Source organism: Mitsuaria sp. WAJ17 (assembly GCF_014174515.1).
In the GTDB taxonomy this organism is placed as follows: Bacteria; Pseudomonadota; Gammaproteobacteria; order Burkholderiales; family Burkholderiaceae_C; genus Roseateles_B.
In genome coordinates, this window is record NZ_JACJUG010000010.1 from 51048 (window position 1) to 71886 (window position 20839).

At 65.2% G+C, this 20839-nt stretch carries 18 protein-coding genes and 2 tRNA genes; 8 read left to right on the forward strand and 12 right to left on the reverse strand.

Annotation, left to right across the window (positions count from 1 at the left end; genetic code table 11):
* Positions 1-11 precede the first annotated feature (11 nt).
* The 4 genes from rpoS to surE form a co-directional block, all read right to left on the reverse strand.
* Positions 12-1019, reverse strand: a complete 1008-nt coding sequence (rpoS, locus tag H5407_RS10105) for an RNA polymerase sigma factor RpoS (RefSeq protein ID WP_183104326.1) — start codon at positions 1017-1019, stop codon at positions 12-14.
* Positions 1020-1044: 25 nt separating this feature from the next.
* On the reverse strand, positions 1045-1989 hold the full coding sequence (locus tag H5407_RS10110; RefSeq protein ID WP_183104422.1) for a peptidoglycan DD-metalloendopeptidase family protein: 945 nt from the start codon (positions 1987-1989) through the stop codon (positions 1045-1047).
* Between the two features lie 108 nt (positions 1990-2097).
* Positions 2098-2925 (reverse strand): protein-L-isoaspartate(D-aspartate) O-methyltransferase, encoded by an 828-nt coding sequence (locus tag H5407_RS10115; RefSeq protein WP_310737635.1) that lies wholly within the window; start codon positions 2923-2925, stop codon positions 2098-2100.
* Positions 2922-3674, reverse strand: coding sequence for a 5'/3'-nucleotidase SurE (surE, locus tag H5407_RS10120; protein ID WP_183104327.1), 753 nt, complete (start codon positions 3672-3674; stop codon positions 2922-2924). Before surE ends, H5407_RS10115 begins: the two co-directional genes overlap by 4 nt.
* Positions 3675-3845: 171 nt before the next feature.
* Between surE and H5407_RS10125 the strand changes: the two genes are divergently transcribed.
* Both H5407_RS10125 and H5407_RS10130 read left to right on the forward strand, forming a co-directional pair.
* On the forward strand, positions 3846-4826 hold the full coding sequence (locus tag H5407_RS10125) for an NADPH:quinone oxidoreductase family protein (protein ID WP_183104328.1): 981 nt from the start codon (positions 3846-3848) through the stop codon (positions 4824-4826).
* Positions 4827-4982: 156 nt separating this feature from the next.
* The gene (locus tag H5407_RS10130; RefSeq protein WP_183104329.1) at positions 4983-5726 is read left to right on the forward strand and encodes a response regulator transcription factor; all 744 of its coding nucleotides are present in this window, start codon (positions 4983-4985) and stop codon (positions 5724-5726) included.
* 224 nt (positions 5727-5950) lie between these two features.
* Here H5407_RS10130 and H5407_RS10135 read toward each other — a convergent pair.
* From H5407_RS10135 to uvrC, 7 genes are all read right to left on the reverse strand, one after another.
* Positions 5951-6026, reverse strand: a tRNA-His gene (locus tag H5407_RS10135).
* 78 nt (positions 6027-6104) lie between these two features.
* Positions 6105-8021, reverse strand: a complete 1917-nt coding sequence (locus tag H5407_RS10140; protein WP_183104330.1) for a SurA N-terminal domain-containing protein — start codon at positions 8019-8021, stop codon at positions 6105-6107.
* A 170-nt stretch (positions 8022-8191) separates the two neighbouring features.
* Positions 8192-8267 (reverse strand) — tRNA-Val (locus H5407_RS10145).
* Positions 8268-8281: 14 nt separating this feature from the next.
* The gene (locus tag H5407_RS10150; protein ID WP_183104331.1) at positions 8282-8554 is read right to left on the reverse strand and encodes an HU family DNA-binding protein; all 273 of its coding nucleotides are present in this window, start codon (positions 8552-8554) and stop codon (positions 8282-8284) included.
* 308 nt (positions 8555-8862) lie between these two features.
* Entirely contained in the window at positions 8863-9429 is a 567-nt protein-coding gene (pgsA, locus tag H5407_RS10155) for a CDP-diacylglycerol--glycerol-3-phosphate 3-phosphatidyltransferase (RefSeq protein WP_183104332.1), read from the reverse strand.
* A gap of 63 nt (positions 9430-9492) precedes the next feature.
* Positions 9493-10095 carry a hypothetical protein gene (locus H5407_RS10160; protein ID WP_310737636.1) on the reverse strand — a complete coding sequence of 201 codons (603 nt, stop codon included), beginning with the start codon at positions 10093-10095 and terminating at the stop codon, positions 9493-9495.
* A complete protein-coding gene (gene uvrC, locus H5407_RS10165) occupies positions 10082-12202 on the reverse strand; it encodes an excinuclease ABC subunit UvrC (RefSeq protein ID WP_255501178.1) in 2121 nt (706 codons plus the stop codon). Before uvrC ends, H5407_RS10160 begins: the two co-directional genes overlap by 14 nt.
* A 33-nt stretch (positions 12203-12235) precedes the next feature.
* On the opposite strand from uvrC, the gene earP reads away from it, so the two are divergent.
* Positions 12236-13321 (forward strand): elongation factor P maturation arginine rhamnosyltransferase EarP, encoded by a 1086-nt coding sequence (earP, locus tag H5407_RS10170; RefSeq protein WP_183104333.1) that lies wholly within the window; start codon positions 12236-12238, stop codon positions 13319-13321.
* A gap of 258 nt (positions 13322-13579) precedes the next feature.
* On the forward strand, positions 13580-14134 hold the full coding sequence (gene efp, locus H5407_RS10175) for an elongation factor P (protein ID WP_183104334.1): 555 nt from the start codon (positions 13580-13582) through the stop codon (positions 14132-14134).
* Between the two features lie 224 nt (positions 14135-14358).
* Here efp and ompA read toward each other — a convergent pair whose 3' ends face one another.
* Positions 14359-15015 carry an outer membrane protein OmpA gene (gene ompA / locus H5407_RS10180; RefSeq protein WP_183104335.1) on the reverse strand — a complete coding sequence of 219 codons (657 nt, stop codon included), beginning with the start codon at positions 15013-15015 and terminating at the stop codon, positions 14359-14361.
* 268 nt (positions 15016-15283) lie between these two features.
* Between ompA and gyrA the strand changes: the two genes are divergently transcribed.
* The 4 genes from gyrA to pheA are packed head-to-tail and all read left to right on the forward strand — an operon-like array spanning position 15284 to position 20837.
* A complete protein-coding gene (gyrA, locus tag H5407_RS10185) occupies positions 15284-17962 on the forward strand; it encodes a DNA gyrase subunit A (RefSeq protein ID WP_183104336.1) in 2679 nt (892 codons plus the stop codon).
* A 17-nt stretch (positions 17963-17979) separates the two neighbouring features.
* A complete protein-coding gene (locus H5407_RS10190) occupies positions 17980-18579 on the forward strand; it encodes a DUF2059 domain-containing protein (protein WP_255501179.1) in 600 nt (199 codons plus the stop codon).
* Between the two features lie 31 nt (positions 18580-18610).
* Entirely contained in the window at positions 18611-19732 is a 1122-nt protein-coding gene (gene serC, locus H5407_RS10195) for a 3-phosphoserine/phosphohydroxythreonine transaminase (RefSeq protein WP_183104337.1), read from the forward strand.
* Complete coding sequence (gene pheA, locus H5407_RS10200; protein ID WP_183104338.1) at positions 19725-20837, forward strand: prephenate dehydratase; 1113 nt, start codon at positions 19725-19727, stop codon at positions 20835-20837. The genes serC and pheA overlap by 8 nt, the downstream gene beginning before the upstream one ends.
* Positions 20838-20839: the final 2 nt, after the last annotated feature.

Below are 20839 nucleotides of genomic sequence, written 5' to 3' on the forward strand. Positions count from 1 at the left end.
GGCTGGAGCCCTCAGAAGATGGCGTCGCGGTTGATGCCGTGCCGCATCATGTTGCGCTTGAGCTTGGTGAGGGCCTCGATCTGGATCTGCCGGATGCGTTCGCGCGTCAGGCCCAGACGCTGCGCCAGCACGTCCAGGGTCTCCGGCTCGCGGTCCGCCAGGCCGTAGCGGCCTGACAGCACCTCGCGCTCGCGTTCGCTGAGCGAGGCCAGGCCATGCGCCAAGAGGTCCTCGATCTCATGGTTGAGGCGCGAGCCCATGGGGTCGGGCGACTGCTCGTCGGCGACCAGGTCCACCATGGCCTCGCCGCCCTCGTTGCCACGATCCACGGGCAGATCCAGCGAGCTGGGCAGCTCGGCGTAGGCCAGCAGCTCATTGATCTCGCCCACCGGGCGATTGAGCAGATGGGCGATTTCATCGGCCCGGACCTGCGCCTCGGCGCCCTTCTGACTGGCCAGGGCCTCGAGCGCGCGGCGCGCCTTGAGCACCTGGTTGAGTTCGCGCACGATATGCACGGGCAGACGCACCAGTCGGGCCTGGTGCATCAGGGCGCGCTCGATGCCCTGGCGGATCCACCAACTGGCATAGGTCGAGAAGCGGAAGCCGCGCTCGGGCTCGAATTTGCCGATGGCATGCATCAGGCCCAGATTGCCCTCCTCGATGAGGTCGCTCATCGGCAGGCCTCGGCCCAAGTAGTTCTTCGCAATGCTCACGACAAGGCGAAGGTTGTGCTCGATCATGGCCTGGCGGGCCTCGAAGCTGCCCGCCCGCGCCCGCATGGCGGTATCGAACTCCTGCTGAGGCGTCAGCAATGGCGTGCGCCGGATGTCGCGAAGATAGGCTTGCAGGGCATTGCCCAGCTCGACGTCACCCTGGGCCAGCAGATCGGGGGGACGCACACCGTCCGCCTCATCCGCTTCATCGGCATCATCAGGTACTGAGCTTTCATCGGCCAGGCCCGGGGCGCCGTTCAGCGGCAGGCGCGGCAGTTCGGGGGCGGATTCCAGAGGATTCTCCATGATCAGCCCCTTGTGCTAGGCGTGTTCAGCGCGGTGGCAGCACCTTGGCGGGATCCAGGGGCTTGCCACTCTTGCGGACTTCGAAATGAAGCTTGACCTGATCGGCATCGCTTGACCCCATCTCGGCAATTTTCTGACCGCGGTGGACCAGTTGGTCCTCCTTCACGAGCATGGTCTGATTATGCGCATAGACGCTGAGGTAGTCATTCGCGTGCTTGACGATGATGGCGTTCCCGTAACCACGCAGGGACGAGCCCACGTACATGACACGCCCGCTGGCCGCGGCAAGCACGGCGTCGCCAGCCTTGCCGCCGAGATCCACGCCCTTGTTGCGGCTGTCGTCAAAGGACTGGATCACCGCACCAGGCACGGGCCAGGCCCAGGCGACCTCGTCCTCGGAACCCCGGGCGGCAGGCACGCCGGCGGCAGGCACGCTGGACGAGGCTGCGGAAGCCGGGGCGCTGGCAGGCGCGGACGAGGCCGCCGCGGACGAAGGCGCCGAGCCCCCGACTGAAGCCGCAGTCGCGACAGCGGGTGGCTTGCCATCCAGGGGTCGGGTCTCGACCTTGGCCGTGTTCACCGGCTTGGTGCTCACCACGGGATTGGCGCCCGGAGCCATCACGCGCAAGACCTGACCCACTTCGATCAGGTTGGCGTTGGGCAGGTTGTTCCATTTGACGAGATCACGCCAGTTCTGGCCATTGTCCAGCGCGATGCGGATCAGCGTGTCGCCCTGCTTGACCGTGTAGTAGCCAGGCTTGCCGGCGTTCTCGGCACCGGGAAGGAGCTTGGGATCCACGGCGGGCACGGCACCGGTGGTCGAGGACGCAGGCGTGGAGGCGGCGGACTTGCCGGCAGAACCGGTGCTGCGATCCTCCACTGGCGCGCGGTGCGGCGGAACGGCGCAAGCCACCAGCAGGCCCAGCAAGCCCAAGGCTGCGACGCCGCGCAGGCGCCCCCCGAGGGACATCAACGGCGTCTGCACGAGCGACAGTGGGCGGAGTTGGAAAGACATGTTCTTGCAATCACCCTGAAAGCCCGCCAAGGCGGGACGACATCACAGGGCGAAGCCTCGCCCTCACATGACGCCGGATTTTAGGGGCACGAAAAGCACTGCCTCGTGCTGGGTACGAACAAAACGTTGACCGCTCGCATCCCGCACGTGATCGACGACCACCAGCACCTGCCCCTTGCCACCGGGCGCCTGCATGGGCGCGACCAGACGCCCGCCAGGCGCCAATTGAGCCAACCAGGCGGGCGGCAGGTCTTCGCCGCCTGCGGCTGCAATGATGGCATCGTAAGGAGCCGCCCCCGCATCGCCCAGGCGCCCGTCGCCATGGATGAGCTTCAGACCTGGCACCTGCAGGCGCGCCAGCGTGTCCACGGCCTTGTCATGCAAGGGCCTGAGCCGCTCGATGCTCACCACCTGACGGGCCAGGCGGGCGAGCACCGCGGCCTGGTAGCCGCAGCCGGTGCCGATCTCCAGCACACGGCCCAGGCGCCCCTGCTGGCGCGCCCCCTCACCAGCCAGCAGCAGGGCCAGCATGCGCCCCACGACCGATGGCTTGGAAATGGTCTGACCATGGCCGATGGGCAGGCTGGTGTCCTCGTAGGCCTGGATTGCCAGTGCGCTATCGACGAACTCATGGCGCGGCACCTCGACAAGGGCCTGGAGCACGCGCTCATCCCTCAGGCCTTCACGCTGCAGGCGCTGCACCATGCGTTGACGCACGCCGACGGAGTCCAGCCCAAGGCCCTGGGGCACCTGCAGCCGCGCAGCATCTGCAGCCGCCATGTGCAGGTGCGCCTGCGGGCGCAGCAGCTCACGGGCGGGCGCGGACGGCTTCGCCTGGACCTGCTCCAGGCCCAGCGGAAAGCGGCGCGGCTTGGGCGTGCCTGCGTTCACTGCTGCGCTCCCGCCAGGCGCTGGCGCCAGTGTGGCAGGCAGGCATGGTCGGTGAGGTCGATCTGCAGCGGCGTGATGGACACCCTGCCATTGGCGCAGGCATGGAAGTCCGTGCCCTCGCCCGCCTCGCGCGCATCGCCTGCCGGGCCTATCCAGTACATGAACTCGCCACGCGGGTTCAACTGGTGAATGAGGGGCTCGCTGGCATGGCGCCGACCCAGGCGCGTCAGGCTCCGCGGCAGGGACGCTGCGTCGGCGCGGTTGGGCACATTGACGTTCAGCAGGAAGGGCTCGCCGAGCCCGCCCGCAACGAGCTGCTCCACCAGGGAACGGGCCATGGCGGCTGCGGCGTCGAGATGCGCCCAGCCCTTGTCCGCCTGCGAGAAGGCGACGGACGGAATACCGAAGAGATAGCCCTCCGTGGCTGCCGCCACCGTGCCGGAATAGAGCGTGTCATCGCCCATGTTCGCCCCGTTGTTGATGCCGGAGAGCACCAGGTCGGGCCGGTAGCCCAGCACACCGGTCAGGGCCAGGTGGACGCAGTCCGAGGGCGTGCCATTGACATAGCGAAAACCGTTGGCTGCGGTATAGACCGACAACGGCCGGGACAGGGTCAGGGCATTGGAGGTCCCAGAAGCATTCTGCTCAGGCGCGATGACATCGATCTGCCCCAAGCCCTCGCAGGCCTTCACCAAGGCTGCAAGGCCGGGAGCCAGGTAGCCGTCGTCGTTGGAAATGAGAATCCGCATGGCGCGATTCTATTGAGCGGCGCTCCGCTTCGGGTCGGTGCTGGCACGGGCTTGACTTGCGTCACGCGGGTGACGCCATGGCGCACGACTTGCCCCTAGCATGCACCGCTAGCCGAGAGCTAGCACACCGATGCCGCTCCCGCCCCGCGAGCCGACAACAAGGAGACCGTCATGCAAGCCTGGATCAGCCCCGACGCCGCCGGCGTCCAGACCCTGCGATGGGAGCCGCAGGCCCTGCCCGAGCCGAGCCCTGGGGAAGTCCGCGTCAGGATCCACGCCGCCAGCCTGAACTTCCCGGACCTGTTGATCTTGCAAGGCAAGTACCAGATGCGCCCGCCGCTGCCCTTCGTGCCCGGCGCCGAGTTCTCGGGCATCGTGGAGGCCGTGGGTGCCGGCGTGCGCCACCTGCACGCCGGCACCCGCGTTGCCGGCTTCAGCGGCACCGGCGCCTTCGCCACCCATGCCTGCATCAGCGCTGCCCTGCTCCTGCCCTTGCCGGACGGCTTCGACCTGGACATGGCCGCCGCCTTCATCTGCACCTATGCCACGAGCCAGCACGCCTTGATGGACCGCGGCCAGCTGCAGGCCGGCGAGACCGTGCTGGTGCTGGGCGCCGCAGGCGGCGTAGGCACCGCGGCCATCCAGCTGGCCAAGGCTGCTGGCGCAAGCGTGATCGCCGCAGCCTCCAGTGCTGGAAAATGCCAGCGCTGCCTGGACATCGGTGCCGACCACGTCATCGACCTCTCCAGCCAGGACCTGCGAACCACCCTGAAAGAGTTGACAGGGGGACGCGGGCCCGACCTCATCTACGACCCCGTGGGCGGCGAACTCAGCGAAGCAGCCTTCCGCTCCATCGCCTGGCGCGGAAGGCACCTGGTCGTGGGCTTTGCGCAGGGGCAGATTCCTGCCCTACCCCTGAACCTCTGCCTGCTCAAGGGCGCGTCACTGGTCGGTGTCTTCTGGGGCGAGTTTGCCAAGCGGGAACCTCAGCGTAATGCCGTCATGCTGGGTGATCTCGTGCACCTGCACCTCGACGGGCGCATCACACCCGTGATCGACCAGCGCTTCTCCATGCGCGAGCTTCCTGCCGCTTTCGAACGCATGCAGTCTCGCCAGGTGACGGGCAAGGTGCTGCTGCTCAACGATCACTGACGCAACGTGGCGCCCGAAAGACCGCATGGGCAGGGCCCATTCGGCTGCGAGCGCCTTTCGCGAGCCGGAAACGACTGCTTGTCGACTCCCCGCTTTCAGGGGCTTTGTTCGAGAGTCCGGTGCGCTAGGATGCAGATCTTCTGAGCCCCTCGGACCATGGCCGTCAAAGTACTCATCCTCGAAGACAACCCCGTTGCCCGCAGCTTCCTTTGCCGCGTGGTGAGGGAAAGCTTCAGCGACACCATGGAACTCGTCGAAGCAGGCGACCTGGAAGGCGCTCGCAAGCAGTTGGCCCGCGTGGCCTCCCTGCCGCCGGAACAGGGCTTCCGTCTGGTCCTCGTTGACCTGGAGCTGCCAGACGGTAATGGCATGGAGCTGCTGGCCGAGATTGCCAACAGCCCGGCCATCAAAATCGTCACCACGCTGTACTCCGATGACGACCATCTCTTCCCTGCCCTGCAGTGCGGCGCGGATGGCTACCTGCTGAAAGAAGACCGCTTCGAGGTCCTGGTGGAAGAGCTGCAGCGCATTGTGCGCGGCCAGCCTCCGCTGTCGCCGGCCATTGCGCGTCGCCTGCTGTCCCACTTCCGTCCTGGCGCCAGCGGTGACAGCGGACCCATGGGGCTGAATTCAGGTTTCGGCGCCCTGACCAGCCCTGGCGGCTTCTCCAACAGCCGCACCGTGGCCCTGGACCCAGCCCCCGAGTGGGAGCGCCTGACTCCGCGCGAGAACGAAGTGCTCACCTATCTGAGCAAGGGCTTCACCATCAAGGAAATCGCCAACCTGATGGGCATCAAGTGGTTCACCGTCAATGACCACATCAAGAGCATCTACAAGAAGCTGAACGTCTCCAGCCGTGCAGAAGCTGCCGTGCTGGCCAGCAAGCAAGGCCTGGTCTGACCTTCAGCCCTGCGCAGTCAAACCCGTCGATATCCACTGCACAAGGCGCCTAGGGCGCCTTTGCTTTTTGGCCACTGCCCCTTCGCCCTTGCGGCTGACCCTTGCTGTCACTTTTGCCAAGCCATATCAAGCCTAGACAGGACAACCACCAGGAGAAAAACCGAAGCACCAAAACAAAACGGCGACAAGAACCTGAATTCTTGCCGCCGTTCGCTTTTATCCGGTGGGGTGGCTGATGGGACTCGAACCCACGACAACCAGAATCACAATCTGGGACTCTACCAACTGAGCTACAGCCACCGGTGAAGCCTTAGATTATAAGCAGTATTTCACCCGCTTGGGAAGAGTTTTCGGAAAACTTTTTCAAACCGCCGAAAATCAGTTGGACGAAGCAGCGGATGCTGCGGCAGCCGGCGCCTTGATGGTGGTCTTGAGCTGAACCTTCAGCGCTTTGTAGTAGGCGTTGGCTTCAGCCGCACTCCAGGCCTTGGCGTACTGCTGCGCGGCACGCGCGGGATCGGCCATCTGCCCCTCGCGCGGCAGCACCTGCGTCACCGCAGCGATTACATAGCTACCCTCGCCCGCCTCAAGCCCCACAAAGCTGGGCAGCTTGCCGGCGTCGGCTTGCAGGACCGCCTTGAGCACCTTGGGCGACAGCTTGCCGGGCTGCATGCGGGACACCGTCTGGACCTCCGGCAGCGCCGTCGGGTCGGCCGAGGCCTTCAAGGCCGCGAGCTTCTCAGTGCCCGCCTTCACCGCCAAGGCGGCGGCCTGGCGGGCCACCAGCAACTGCGTCACTTGGGCCTTCACATCGTCAAAGGCCGGCATGCGGGCAGGCTTGTATTCGGTCACATGGGCGGCGACCAGTTGGCTCGGACCAAACTCGACGGCCTCTGTGTTGCGCTTGTTCTGCAGCGAGTCCTTGCTGAACACATGATCCAACAGCTTCGTCGAGGCGAGCGGCCCTTGCGCATCCGCCGAGGGCTTGCGCTGAACCTGGGCACTGCGAATGCTCAGGCCGAGCTTTTCGGCGATCGGCTTCAGGCTGTCCGACTGCTCGTAGACGGTATTGCTGAAGGTCTCGGCCAATTCGGCATAGCGCTTCTGGGCCAGCTGCTTGCGGACCTCGTTCTCGATCTCCGAGCGGACGCTGTCGAAGGACTTGGTGTCGCCACCGCGCACGGCGGTCAACTGGATGATGTGGAAGCCATACTCGGTCTCCACGACCTTGCTGATCTCACCCGGCTTGAGCGCATAGGCCGCAGCTGCAAAGGGTTCGACCATGGCATTGCTGCGCGGGAAGAAGTCCAGATCACCACCACGGCTGGCCGAACCTTCGTCCTGCGAGTTCTTGCGGGCCACTTCGGCAAAGCTGGCCGGCGCCTTCTGCACCTGGGCGAGCAGCTCCTCGACGCGGGCTCGGGCCTTGGCCTTTTCGGCCTCAGGCGCCGACTTATCGACCTTGATCAGAATGTGACTGGCGCGGCGCTCTTCAGCGACGGTGTAGCGGTTACGGTTCTGCTCGTAGTAGTCCTTCAGGTCCTTCTCGGCCACCGTGACGCCGGCCTTCAGGGCCTCGGCATCCAGGACCACGTACTCGATCTGGGCCACCTCGGGCAGCTGGAACTTGCTGGCGTTGGCCGGATCCTTGAAATAGGCATCCACATCGCCATCCGTGGGCTTCACCTGGGCAGCGAACTCGGCCGGGCTCAGGGTCAGCAGGCGCACTTCGCGTCGCTGGAAGAAGGCATCGAAGGCTTGGGCCGACAGCGTGCCCCCCCCGATGGCGGAGTTCATCACGCCACGCAGGACCTGCTCCTGGGCCATGTTGTCGCGCAGGCGGCGCTCGAACATCGGACCGTTCATACCTTGCGAGGCCAGGAGGGCAGCATTCAGCGATCCATCAGGTTGGCGCAGCGCCGCGAACTGCGGATCCGTCAGGAAGACATGCTTGAGTTGCTCGTCCGAGACCTGCCAGTGCTGCTTGCGCACTGCGGCCTGCAGTACACGATCCAGGACGAGGTTGTCCAGCGACTGCTGGCGTGCCTCGGCCGAGTCCAGTAGCTTGGGATCCAGATTGGGCTGTTGCTGGCGCAGGCGCTCGGATTGCTGGCGATGCGCAGCATCCCACTCGGCGCGGGTGATCTTCTGGCCGTCAACCTGAGCCACCGCGGCATTGCTGCCATCCATGAAGTTGCTGTAGCCATTGACCCCCAGGGCCACAAAAGACGGCAGGATCAGGACCAGCAGGATCAGCTGGAACAGACGGTTGTGCTTGCGGACGAAATCAAACATTCAAAACCTCGGAAGGGCCGAAGACGGGCACCCCGTACTGGCGGATCACAGGGCCTGACAAAGGCCGCATCAATTGCGACAAAGGCGAACCGGAGTTCGCCTTTGCTGCGTGGCATTCTATCCCGCACCACCGACACGCACCGCGCAGTGCGAATCATGGGTGTAGGAACTGGTGGGTGCTAACGGGCTCGAACCGCTGACATCTTCCGTGTAAGGGAAGCGCTCTACCAACTGAGCTAAGCACCCGCAAAGAAAGGAATTCAGTTCACCGCGTCCTTGAGCGCCTTGCCGGGACGGAACTTCGGCACCTTGGCAGACTTGATCTTGATCGTGTCACCGGTGCGAGGGTTGCGTCCGCTGCGCGCAGCGCGCTTGGTCACGCTGAAGGTGCCGAAGCCTACCAGAGAAACCGTGCCGTTTTTCTTGAGCGTGGTCTTCACGCCGCCGATCATGGCTTCCAGCGCACGGGCGGCGGCGGCCTTGGAGATGTCGGCCTGCTTGGCAATGTGTTCGATCAATTCAGACTTGTTCACAAACCTACCCCTCAACAACATGCTTGGACGCGCAGGCGCTCGCAATGAATGCCCTGTTGGCGCCCTGCTGGAAGCCCCGCGGGAAGTCCTGATGGATGCCCTGCTGGATGCACAACGCCCGCCCGGAGCCGGTGCCGCATTGGCAGCAAGCGTCCATTGGGGAAGCGGATTCTAGACCGAATCAGCCGGCCGCCCGGACGGGTACAAGCCCGGATGTCAGGCCCTTGCAGGCCGCGGCGGTCCGGCGCTCGAGAACCCATGCACCCTGCTTGCGGGACAGGGCGGGAGCCTCCAGGAAAGCCAAGCCCTCAGCGCGCCTTGGCGCGGATCTCCGGCACGGCCTTCTGCAGGTAATAGACCATGGACCAGATCGTGAGCACCACGGCGGCCAGGATCAGCCAGGTTCCCCAGACACGTGTGGGAATGAGGCCGAAAAGCCGACCGTCGTACAGCAGGAAGGGGATGGCGACCATCTGCACGGTCGTCTTGAGCTTGCCCACCATGTGGACCGCGACACTTCGCGAGGCGCCGATCTGGGCCATCCATTCGCGCAGGGCGGAGATGGCGATCTCACGGCCGATGATGACCAGTGCCACCAGGGCATTGACCCGCCCCAGCTCCAGCAGGATCAGCAAAGCGGCGCAGACCAGGAACTTGTCGGCCACCGGATCCAGGAAGGCCCCGAATGAGGAGGTCTGGTTCAGCTTGCGGGCCAGGTAGCCGTCCAGCCAGTCAGTCAGGGCGACCAGCACAAACAGCGAAGTGGCAAAGAGGTTCTGGTGCCCCGGCTCGATGTCCAGGTAGAACACGCCGACGATCAGCGGAATCGCGACGATGCGCGCCCAGGTCAGCAAGGTTGGCAGGGTCAGAAACATGGGCGCATTGTGCACGAGCCCGAACGGCCTTCAGGCCTGTACGTTGTTGCTGTGATGCTGCGCTCATTCATCCAGCGTTCGTGGCTTGAATTTGCGCTGGTCATTGAAGAGGAAGGTCTCGCTGAAGACCCAGGGCTTGGGCAGTGCCGAGACGTTGCCAAAGGGAGCAGCGCGGTGCACGGCATCCATGGCCAGTTGCACGGTGTCCAGCGCCTGCCCGGGCTTGCGAAGGACCTTGATGTGCCGCACATGGCCATCGACCGTCAGCTCCACCTCGAGCACAGGGATGGCCAGCAGCACCTCCGGCACCGTGCCCATGTAGCTGCGATCAGGGTTGGCAGCAACCAGGCGCTGCGCCGCCTGGCGCCGCAGCTCCGCATGGGAACGCGGCGTCCTGGGCGGCCCCAGCGAGACCTGCCCCCCTGCCCCGCCCTTGTCCGGCACGGACGAAGTCGGCGCACCGCCGCCCTTGGCGGGAGAGGGGGACGCCGACGCGCCCGGGGAGGGCGTGGCACCGGGCGCCGAGTGGGGTGCCGAGGTGGGCGAATTGCTGCAGCCTGACAGCGCCAGCAGCAGGGCCAGGCCTGAGCCCGCTACGCAACGGTGGCCGGGCAGGAAATAGGCAGCCCCTGCACGGGGGCGCGACGACTTGTCAATGCAGGACACGATAGATTTCCTCGGCAAGTTCACGCGAGATGCCCTTGACGCTGGCGATATCCTCGACGCTGGCCGCAGCCACACCGCGTACACCGCCGAAGCGTTGAAGCAGCTGGGCGCGCTTCTTGGGGCCCACTCCAGGCACGTCTTCCAGGCGCGAGCCACCCGTGCGCACGGCCGCACGCTTGGCTCGCATGCCGGTGATGGCGAAGCGATGGGCCTCGTCCCGGATCTGCGCCACCAGCATCAGGGCCGCCGAGTCGCGACCCAGATAGACTTTTTCGCGGCCATCGGCAAACACCAACTCCTCCAGACCGACCTTGCGGCCCTCGCCTTTCTCGACGCCGGCCAGCAGACCGAGGTCCAGCCCGAGTTCCTCGAACACTTCACGCGCCATGGAGATCTGCCCCTTGCCGCCATCGACCAGCACCAGGTCCGGCATGCGCCCCGTGCCCAGTTGAACAGCCTCGGCGAGCTTGGCGTAACGGCGTGTGAGCACCTGGCGCATCGCGGCGTAGTCATCGCCGCCGGTGATGCCCTCGATGTTGTAGCGGCGGTATTCGCTGCTGACCATCTGATGCCCCTGGAAGACGACGCAGGACGCCTGCGTGGCCTCGCCCGCGGTATGGCTGATGTCGAAGCACTCGACGCGAAATGCCTCCAGGTCCGCCACATTGAGATCCAAGGCCTCGACCAGGGCGCGGGTGCGTGCCTGCTGGGAGCCCTCCTCCGATAGCAGACGGGCAAGGGCCAGCTCAGCCCCCTTGATGCACATCTCCTGCCAGATGCGGCGCTGGCCGCGGGGTTGCGCCTGCACGGTGACCCTGGCGCCCTGCTGGGCACTCAGCGCAGCAGCCAGGCCCTCGTCCACTGCCTCGCTGACGACGATCAGCGACGGCACGGCGGCCTCCAGGTAGTGCTGGGCCATGAAGGCCTCCAGGACCTGCCGCTCGGGGCTGGGACGGGTCGCTGCCGCACCGCCGCCGTCGAGCTCTTCCGCCTCATCCTCGACAAAGAGCTGCGTGCCCTCCTCCACATGCTTGGGAAAGAAGGCGCGGTCACCGAGGTGGCGCCCACCGCGTACCATGGCCATGTTGACGCAGGCCCGCCCGCCCTGGACCTTGACCGCCAGCACATCGACATCACGGTCCCGACCGGTCGCACTGCTTTCGTCCACGGCCTGCTGCTGCAGTACCCGGGATAGGGCCGAGATCTGGTTGCGCACGTCGGCAGCCTGCTCATACTGCAAGGCCTCGGCATAGGCCATCATCTGCACCTGCAGGCCCTGCAGCACCTCGTCTGTCTCGCCCAGCAGGAAGCGCTCGGCATTGCGCACATCGCGCGCGTAGGCCTCACCCTGGTTCTCGGGGACGCAGGGCCCAGAGCAGCGGCGGATCTGGAACAGCAGGCAAGGCCGGCTGCGGTTGTTGAAGACCGTGTCTTCACAGGTGCGCAGCCGGAATACCTTTTGAATCAGCTGTATCGATTCCTTGACCGCCCATGCACTTGGATACGGCCCGAAGTAGCGATGCCGGCGATCCACGCCGCCGCGGTAGTAGCTCACCCGCGGATAAGCATGGGCGCTGAGGCGCAGATAGGGATAGCTCTTGTCATCCCGGAAGAGGATGTTGAAGCGTGGGTTCAGCGCCTTGATCAGGTTGTTTTCCAGCAGCAGGGCCTCGGCTTCGGTGCGCACCACCGTGGTCTCCAGCCGTGCGATGCGGGCCACCATGAGGCCAATGCGGGTCCCGCCATGGTTCTTCTGGAAATAGCTGGACACCCGCTTCTTCAGGTTCTTGGCCTTGCCGACGTACAGCACCTGGTCTTGCGCATCGAAGTACCGGTAGACGCCCGGCAGCCCCGGCAGGGCAGCGACCTCAGCCAGCACCCGATCCCGCACGACCAGTGCCGCGGCCTCGACCTCGGCCACGCGCTGGGCCTCCGCTCGCTCCACTGCCTCGCGCTCCTCGGCCCAGGCCGAGATCTGTGCCTCGCCCAGCGCCGAGGGCGCCCCGGATGCCGCCTGGCCCGACACTGACATGCCCGCCTCCGCAGGCCTGGCGATGCTCTCTGGCAGTTCTGTGCTCGTCACGGGACCCGGCGTCTTCTTGCTCATGGGCGCGATTGTGCCGCCGCCGATAATGCCCCGATGGATTCAAGAGCCTGGGACGTGTTCTGCCGCGTCATCGACAACTACGGCGATGCCGGCGTCTGCTGGCGCCTGTGCCAGGACCTTGCGCGGCGCGGCCATCAAGTCAGGCTGTGGATCGACGATGCCCGGCCCCTGCAGTGGATGGCAGACCCCGCCGGCCTTGAGGCCGTCCAGCTCATGGCCTGGGACGAGGCTGCCCTGCACTTCGAGGCACGGCCCGGCGGCGTCGTGATCGAGGCCTTCGGATGCGAGTTGCCCGATGCCGTGAAGGCGCGCATGGCCGCGGCCACACCGACACCGCAGTGGGTCAACCTGGAATACCTCAGCGCTGAAGACTACGTGGAGCGCAGCCATGGCCTTCGATCGCCGCAGTGGCAGGGCCCGGCCGCAGGGCTGGAGAAGTTTTTCTTCTACCCCGGCTTCACGACCCGCACGGGCGGCCTGCTGCGAGAACCCGGACTGATCGAAGCACTGGACGCTGCCGATCATCAGCCATGGCTGGCCCGGCAGGGCGTCTCGCCCAAGGCCGGCGAGCGCCTGGTCAGCCTCTTCTGCTACGACAACCCCGCACTGCCCCGCCTGATGCGAGGCCTGGCCGACACCCCGACCCTGGTTCTGGCCTGCCCCGGCCCCGGCAGCCGCATGCTCCAGACCCTGCAGGCTGCGAATGCCCTGCCGGAAGGCCTGAGGGTGCAGCACCTCCCCTTCATGCACCAGGACGACTTCGACCGCCTGCTGAGCGCCTGCGACCTCAACCTGGTGCGCGGCGAGGACTCCTTCGTGCGCGCCCAGTGGGCCGGGCGGCCCTTCGTCTGGCACATCTACCCACAGGATGACGGCGCCCACGAGGCCAAGCTGCAAGCCTTCATGGACCGCGCCTTCGTCGGCATGACACCTGCGCAGCGGCGAGCCTGGCAGGCCTTGTGGAGGGCCTGGAACGGCCTGGATGCCGAGGCTGAGGCCAGCGGCGCGCTGCGGCCGCCGGCACTGGCGCCCGCGACCGAGGTCTTCCGATCCTGGCGCTCCGAACTGTTGACGCAGATCGACCTTGTGACGCAATTGCAGGATTTCCTGCTGCGGTGAGCGGGCGGACCGCGGCCTCGTCGGGCCACTTCGAGCTAGAATAGGCAGCTTTGCCGCGTTGACCCTGCCTTTAGCCTCTTGTCTGGAGTCCCGGGTGCGCGAGCTGCGATGCAAGGGTCGAGCCTTCCGTGGGCACGGTTTCAGCATCGCCCAGCGTTGGCGGTCACACGCTGGCGATCACAACAGGATCGCTCAGAAGATTGCTCAAGACAGCGCTCGAAACAGCGCATCCCATCAAGACATCAGCAAGACAACACCATGAAACTCGCTCAGGAAATCCGCGCCGGCAACGTGATCATGCAGGGCAAGGACCCGATGGTCGTTCTGAAGACCGAATACAGCCGCGGCGGCCGCGGCGCCGCCACTGTGCGCATGAAGATGAAGAACCTGCTGAACGGCGCAGGCGCTGAAGTCGTCTTCAAGGCCGACGACAAGATGGACCAGATCATCCTGGACAAGAAGGAGTGCACCTACACCTACTTCGCTGATCCGATGTATGTGTTCATGGACACCGAGTACAACCAGTTCGAAGTCGAAGCCGAGAATATGGGCGACGCCCTGAACTACCTCGACGACAACATGGGCGTCGAAGTGGTGTTCTATGATGGCAAGGCCATCTCCGTCGAGCTGCCCACCACCGTCGTGCGCGAGATCGAGACCGAGCCCGCCGTCAAGGGCGACACCTCCGGCAAGGTCATGAAGCCCGCCCGCGTGAAGGGCACCGGTTTCGAGATCCCCGTGCCCCTGTTCGTCGAAAACGGCGACAAGATTGAAATCGACACCCGCACCAACGAGTACCGCAAGCGCGTCTAAGCGCCGGCTCGGCATGCGAGAAAAAGGCGCCTTCGGGCGCCTTTTTCTTTGCCCGCAAGAGCCTGAGGGCCACAAAACAAGCCCAGCAGCAGGAGCGACAGCCTGTCAGGCGCGCAAGCCCCACACGACAACAAGCAGGCCAAGCAGAAGACCCCGCAAGGGCATAAAAAAACCCCGCCAAGGCGGGGATTCTCTTCAGGCATCAGCCGAGGCTGAGGACTGGATTACTTCTTGGCGCGGGTGCCGACCACTTCGATTTCCACGCGACGGTTCTTGGCGCGGCCTTCGGTGGTCTTGTTGTCGGCCACAGGCTGCTTCTCGCCCTTGCCTTCGGTGTAGACGCGGTTCTTCTCGATGCCCTTGGAGACCAGATAGGCCTTCACGGCTTCAGCGCGACGCACCGACAGCTTCTGGTTGTACTCGTCGGAACCGACGCTGTCGGTGTGGCCGACGGCAACGATCACTTCCAAGTTGATACCCGAGGTCTTGGACACCAGGTCATCCAGCTTGGCCTTGCCTTCGGGCTTCAGCACAGCCTTGTCGAAATCGAAGAAGGCATCAGCGGCGAAGGTGACCTTCTCGCTTTGGACCACTGGGGGAGCCACCGGAGCCACGGGCTTGGCAGGCTCCACGGCGGGCGTCGGAGCCACAGGCTTGACCGCCTCTACAGGCTTCTTGACTTCCGGCTTCAGTGCGCCGTCGCAATCCTTGGCGGCGGTGGCGGGCGTCCAGAAGTTGTTGCGCCAGCAGTACTCGTTGCTGCCGTTCTTCCACACGGTGCCGTCGTTCGAGCGCCAGTTGTCAACGTTCTGGGCGAAGGCACCAGACGACAGGACAGCAGCCACTGCGAAGAGCGACGCCACACGGTTCAATTTCTTCATGTTTATCCTCTCAAGGAAAGACGCAGTTGCCCTGCGAAATGTCCGGATCTTTGAAATGCCAAGCAGACTCCACCCAGCCAAAGCCAAGGGTTTCCACTAGGGACTCAGCAATTGTGCCATAGCGCCCGGGGCGTTCAGCATTCTGCTGCCTACCTGCCAAAAGCCATGGATCCATGTTGTGCGAGAGCGACATGCCAGCCAGCATAGAATCAGCCCTTCCCGTCCGTACCAGATTCGGCGCCGGTTCGCACCAGGCGCCGCAACGCGCATGACTCAGTTCGCCAAGGAAACCCTGCCCATCAGCCTCGAAGAGGAAATGCGGCGCTCCTACCTCGACTACGCGATGAGCGTGATCGTGGGTCGAGCCCTCCCCGACGCCCGGGACGGCTTGAAGCCCGTGCATCGCCGGGTGCTGTTTGCGATGCATGAACTGAATAACGACTGGAACCGGCCTTACAAGAAGTCGGCCCGTATCGTCGGCGACGTGATCGGTAAGTACCACCCTCACGGCGACAGCGCGGTCTACGACACCATCGTCCGACTGGCTCAGGATTTCTCGCTGCGCCATATGCTCGTGGACGGTCAGGGCAATTTCGGTTCCATCGACGGCGACAACGCCGCGGCGATGCGATACACCGAAATCCGCCTGGACAAAATCGCCCATGAAATGCTTGCGGATATCGACAAGGAAACTGTCGATTACGGCCCCAACTACGACGGCTCCGAGAAGGAGCCCCTGGTTTTGCCGACCCGACTGCCGAATCTGCTGGTCAACGGCTCGGCCGGTATTGCGGTGGGTATGGCCACCAATATCCCGCCGCATAACCTTAACGAAGTCGTCGATGCCTGCCTGCATGCGCTGAAGAACCCGGAGTGCTCGGTCGATGAGTTGATGGAGATCATCCCGGCGCCCGACTTTCCCACCGCCGGCATCATCTACGGCCTGAACGGCGTTCGTGAGGGCTACCGCACCGGCCGCGGCAAGGTCGTGATGCGCGCCAAGGTCCATTTCGAGGACATCGACCGCGGCAACCGTCAGGCCATCATCGTTGATGAGATCCCCTACCAGGTCAACAAGAAGACCCTGCTGGAGCGCATCGCCGAGTTGGTCCACGAGAAGAAGATCGAAGGCATCAGCCACATCCAGGACGAGTCCGACAAGTCCGGCATGCGCGTGGTGATCGAGCTCAAGCGCGGAGAAGTGCCCGAGGTCGTGCTGAACAATCTGTACAAGCAGACCCAGCTCCAGGACACCTTCGGCATCAACATGGTTGCCCTGATCGATGGGCAGCCCAAGGTCTGCAACCTGAAGGACCTGATCACGGTCTTCCTGGAGCACCGTCGCGAGGTGGTGACCCGCCGCACCGTGTACGAACTGCGCAAGGCCCGCGAGCGCGGCCATGTGCTGGAAGGCCTGGCGGTGGCGCTGGCCAATATTGACGAGTTCATCGAGACCATCAAGACCTCGCCGACCCCGCCTGTCGCCAAGGCAGCACTGATGGCCAAGAGCTGGGACTCCTCCCTGGTGCGCGAGATGCTGGCACGGGCCGAGACCGAGACCACCGGCGGCCGCAATGCCTACCGCCCCGAGGGCCTGCCCGCCCAGTACGGCATGCAGCCGGACGGCCTCTACCGCCTCTCCGACGACCAGGCCAGCGAGATCCTGCAGATGCGCCTGCAGCGACTGACCGGCCTGGAGCAGGACAAGATCGTCGGCGAATACAAGGACGTGATGGCGCAGATCGCCGATCTGCTGCACATCCTGGCCACGCCCTCGCGCGTGACCACCATCATCAGCGAGGAGCTGGTCCAGCTGCGCCAGGAGTTTGGCCAGACCAAGCTGGGCGCCCGCCGCAGCGTGATCGAGCGCAACGCGCAGGAGCTGGGCACCGAAGACCTGATCACCCCGACCGACATGGTGGTGACGCTCTCGCACACGGGCTACATCAAGAGTCAGGCCCTCAGCGAATACCGCGCCCAGCGTCGCGGCGGTCGAGGCAAGCAGGCCGCCGCCACCAAGGACGACGACTGGATCGACCAGCTCTTCATCGCCAACACCCACGACTGGATCCTGTGCTTCTCCAACCGCGGCCGCGTCTACTGGCTCAAGGTCTGGGAAGTGCCGCAAGGCTCGCGCAACTCGCGCGGCAAGCCCATCGTGAACATGTTCCCTCTGCAGCAGGACGAGAAGATCACCGTGGTGCTGCCGCTGACCGGCGAGTTCCGCAGCTTCCCTGAGGATCACTTCATCTTCATGGCCACTGCCCTGGGCACCGTCAAGAAGACCTCGTTGAAGGACTTCAGCAACCCGCGCAAGGCCGGCATCATCGCCGTGGACCTGGACGAGGGGGACTTCCTCATCGGCGCAGCCCTGACCGACGGCAAGCACGACGTCATGCTGTTCAGCGACGGCGGCAAGGCCGTGCGCTTCGACGAAGACGACGTCCGCCCCATGGGCCGTCAGGCCCGCGGCGTGCGCGGCATGATGTTGGAGCCCGAGCAGCGCCTCATCGCCATGCTGGTGGCCGAGGACGAAAGCCAGAGCGTGCTGACCGCCACCGAAAACGGCTATGGCAAGCGCACCTCCATCATCGAGTACACCCGCCATGGCCGCGGGACCAAGGGCATGATCGCCATCCAGCAGAGTGAGCGCAATGGCCGCGTGGTCGCCGCCACGCTGGTGCGCCCCGAGGACGAGATCATGCTGATCACTGACAAGGGCGTGCTGGTGCGCACCCGTGTCGCCGAGATCCGCGAGCTGGGCCGCGCCACCCAGGGTGTCACCCTGATCGCGCTGGACGACGGCGCCAAGCTCTCCGGCCTGCAGCGCATCGTGGAGAACGATGCCAACGAAGCCAGCGGCGAAATCAGCAATGACGCCGGCAGCGATGCCGGTGACGACGTCGGCGCCGGCCCGGCCGACGACCAGGACTCCAACAAGGAATGAACGTGAAGGCACCCCGCATGAACGCACTGAAGCTGCTCGTAGCCGCCACCACCCTGGCCTGCGCCAGCGTCGCGATGGCCCAGGGCCCCGCCACTCCGGCCAGCTCGCCGGCCAAGAAGGAACTGGTTGCCAAGGTGCTGCAGCATCAGCAGCAGGGCGTGGAGATCATGGCCCGCAACATGCTGCAGGCCCCGGTGGCCCAGTTGATGCAAGGCGCGGGCGGCATGCTGCAGCAGATGCCCGCTGACAAGCGCGAGGCCGCGGCCAAGGCCATCGAAGCCGACGTCAAGAAGTTCGTCGAGGAGAACGGCCCCTTCCTGCGCGACAAGGCCCAGAAGCTGGCCCCCAGCACCGTCGGCGCCATCCTGGAAGAGAAGTTCACCGAGGACGAGCTGAAGCAGATCCTGGCCTGGCTGGATTCGCCGGTCAGCAAGAAGTTCGGTCAGTTGGGCGGCGAGATGCAGAAGGCCCTGGGCGACAAGCTGCTAGCCGAGAACGGCGCCACGCTGGACGCACGCTTCAAGGTGCTGCAGCAGAACGTGGCCAAGCACCTGGGCGTCCCCATGCCCGGCGCAGCAAGCAGCCCGGCCGGCAACAAGAACTCGCCCAAGAAGTAAACCTTCCGTTCGCCCCCTGCACCTGCATGCCATGAATCGACGCCCGTTCAATTTCTCTGCCGGACCCGCCGCCCTCCCGGAGGAGGTACTGCAGCAAGTCGCACAGGAGATGCTGGACTGGCACGGCTCTGGCATGAGCGTGATGGAGATGAGCCATCGCGGCAAGGAGTTCGTCTCCATTTGCGAGCAGGCCGAAGCCGACCTGCGCGAACTGCTGGCGGTGCCCAGCCAGTTCCGCATCCTCTTCATGCAGGGTGGTGGGCTGGCCGAGAATGCCATCGTGCCGCTGAACCTGTCGCAAGGCGGCAAGGTGGACGTGGTGGTGAGCGGCTCGTGGTCCCGCAAGAGTGCGCAGGAGGCGAGGCGCTATGCCGACGTCCGAGTCGCCGCCGATGCCCAGACCAACGGCCAGCGCACCATTGCTGCGCCGGCCGAATGGCAGCTGCGGCAAGACGCCGCCTACGTGCACCTGTGCAGCAACGAGACCATCGACGGTCTCGAGTTCCACGAGCTGCCCGACCTGAAGGCCCTGGGCGTCGATGCGCCCCTGGTCATTGACTTCTCCTCCCATGTGCTATCCCGCCCGGTGGACTGGTCCCGCGTGGGCCTGGCCTTTGGCGGCGCGCAGAAGAACATCGGCCCTGCCGGCCTGACCCTGGTCATCATCCGGGAAGACCTGCTGGGCCGCGCCCTGCCCATCTGCCCCTCGGCCTTCGACTACAAGACCGTGGCCGAGGCGCAGTCCATGTACAACACCCCGCCCACGTTCTCCATCTATGTGGCCGGCCTGGTGTTCCAGTGGCTCAAGCGCTTCGAGTACGGCGGCAAGACCGGCCTGGCTGCCATCGAGCAGCGCAATATCGACAAGGCCACCCTGCTCTATCAAGCACTGGACCACAGCACCCTGTTCGAGAATCGCGTCGCGCCGGCCTGCCGTTCACGCATGAACGTGCCCTTCTACCTGCGCGGCGCGCATGACACCCCTGAACTCAATCAAGCCTTCCTGGATGAAGCCCGGGAGAGGCAACTGCTGCAACTCAAAGGCCACAAGTCGGTGGGCGGCATGCGTGCTTCCATCTACAACGCGATGAGCCTGGAGGGCGTGCATGCCCTCGTGGACTTCCTGAAGGACTTTGAGACCCGTCATGGCTGAGGACAAGCCCCCTGCACCCATTGCCAACCCGGCCCTGCTGGCCCTGCGCGACCAGATCGACGCCCTGGACGGGCAGCTTCTGCGCCTGCTGAATGAGCGCGCCCATGTGGCCGAGCAGGTCGGAGAACTCAAGCGGCGCGAAGGTACGCCCTTCTTCCGCCCGGACCGCGTAGCCCAGGTCATCCACAAGATCCAGGCCGCCAATCCCGGCCCGCTGAAGAACGAGCATGTGGCCGCCATCTGGCGCGAGATCATGTCGGCCTGCCTGGCTCTTGAATCGCCGCAGCGCGTGGCCGTGCTGGGCCCCATGGGCACCTTCTGCGAACAGGCCGCCATCGAGTACTTCGGCGGCGCCGCGGACCTGATCTACTGCAGCAGCTTCGACGAGGTCTTTCATGCCACCGCCAGCGGCAGCGCCCAGTACGGCGTCGTGGGCGTGGAGAACATGACCGAGGGCGTGGTCACCCGCTCCCTGGACCTCTTCCTGCACACGCCCACGCATGTGGTCGGCGAGGTCAGCCTGCTGATTCGCCACAACCTGCTGCGCAAGGACAACAGCCTGAACGGCGTCAAGGCCGTGTTGGCGCATCCGCAGGCCCTGGCCCAGTGCCAGAACTGGCTCAGCAAGCACCTGCCCGACGCCGAACGCCGCGCGGTCTCCAGCAATGCCGAGGGCGCCCGCCTGGCCTCCGAGAACCCCGAGTTCTGCGCCATCGCCAGCGAGCGCGCCGCCACGCTCTTCGGTCTGCACATCGTGGCCCACGCCATCCAGGACGAGGCCTACAACCGCACACGCTTTGCCGTGATCACGCTGCCACAGACCATGGCTACGCCGCCGGCCACCGGCCGCGACTGCACCAGCCTCGTGGTCTCCGTGACCAACAAGCCCGGCGCCATGCATGACATGCTCGTCCCGCTGAAGAAACACGGTGTGTCCATGACGCGCCTGGAGTCCCGCCCGGCCCGCACAGGCCAGTGGGAGTACTACTTCTACATCGACCTGGACGGCCATCCCAGCGAGCCCAATGTGGCCGCCGCCCTGGACGAGCTGCGCGCCCTGTGCGCGTTCTACAAGGTCATCGGCGCCTATCCCCGCAAAGGCTGATG

Excerpts from the sequence above, each read along its gene's own strand:
- rpoS (WP_183104326.1), bottom strand. The coding sequence starts at position 1,019 with ATGGAGAATCCTCTGGAATCCGCCCCCGAACTGCCGCGCCTGCCGCTG.
- H5407_RS10110 (WP_183104422.1), bottom strand. The coding sequence starts at position 1,989 with ATGTCCCTCGGGGGGCGCCTGCGCGGCGTCGCAGCCTTGGGCTTGCTG.
- surE (WP_183104327.1), bottom strand. The coding sequence starts at position 3,674 with ATGCGGATTCTCATTTCCAACGACGACGGCTACCTGGCTCCCGGCCTT.
- H5407_RS10125 (WP_183104328.1), top strand. The coding sequence starts at position 3,846 with ATGCAAGCCTGGATCAGCCCCGACGCCGCCGGCGTCCAGACCCTGCGA.
- H5407_RS10130 (WP_183104329.1), top strand. The coding sequence starts at position 4,983 with ATGGCCGTCAAAGTACTCATCCTCGAAGACAACCCCGTTGCCCGCAGC.
- H5407_RS10140 (WP_183104330.1), bottom strand. The coding sequence starts at position 8,021 with ATGTTTGATTTCGTCCGCAAGCACAACCGTCTGTTCCAGCTGATCCTG.
- pgsA (WP_183104332.1), bottom strand. The coding sequence starts at position 9,429 with ATGTTTCTGACCCTGCCAACCTTGCTGACCTGGGCGCGCATCGTCGCG.
- uvrC (WP_255501178.1), bottom strand. The coding sequence starts at position 12,202 with ATGAGCAAGAAGACGCCGGGTCCCGTGACGAGCACAGAACTGCCAGAG.
- earP (WP_183104333.1), top strand. The coding sequence starts at position 12,236 with ATGGATTCAAGAGCCTGGGACGTGTTCTGCCGCGTCATCGACAACTAC.
- efp (WP_183104334.1), top strand. The coding sequence starts at position 13,580 with ATGAAACTCGCTCAGGAAATCCGCGCCGGCAACGTGATCATGCAGGGC.
- ompA (WP_183104335.1), bottom strand. The coding sequence starts at position 15,015 with ATGAAGAAATTGAACCGTGTGGCGTCGCTCTTCGCAGTGGCTGCTGTC.
- gyrA (WP_183104336.1), top strand. The coding sequence starts at position 15,284 with ATGACTCAGTTCGCCAAGGAAACCCTGCCCATCAGCCTCGAAGAGGAA.
- H5407_RS10190 (WP_255501179.1), top strand. The coding sequence starts at position 17,980 with ATGAACGCACTGAAGCTGCTCGTAGCCGCCACCACCCTGGCCTGCGCC.
- serC (WP_183104337.1), top strand. The coding sequence starts at position 18,611 with ATGAATCGACGCCCGTTCAATTTCTCTGCCGGACCCGCCGCCCTCCCG.
- pheA (WP_183104338.1), top strand. The coding sequence starts at position 19,725 with ATGGCTGAGGACAAGCCCCCTGCACCCATTGCCAACCCGGCCCTGCTG.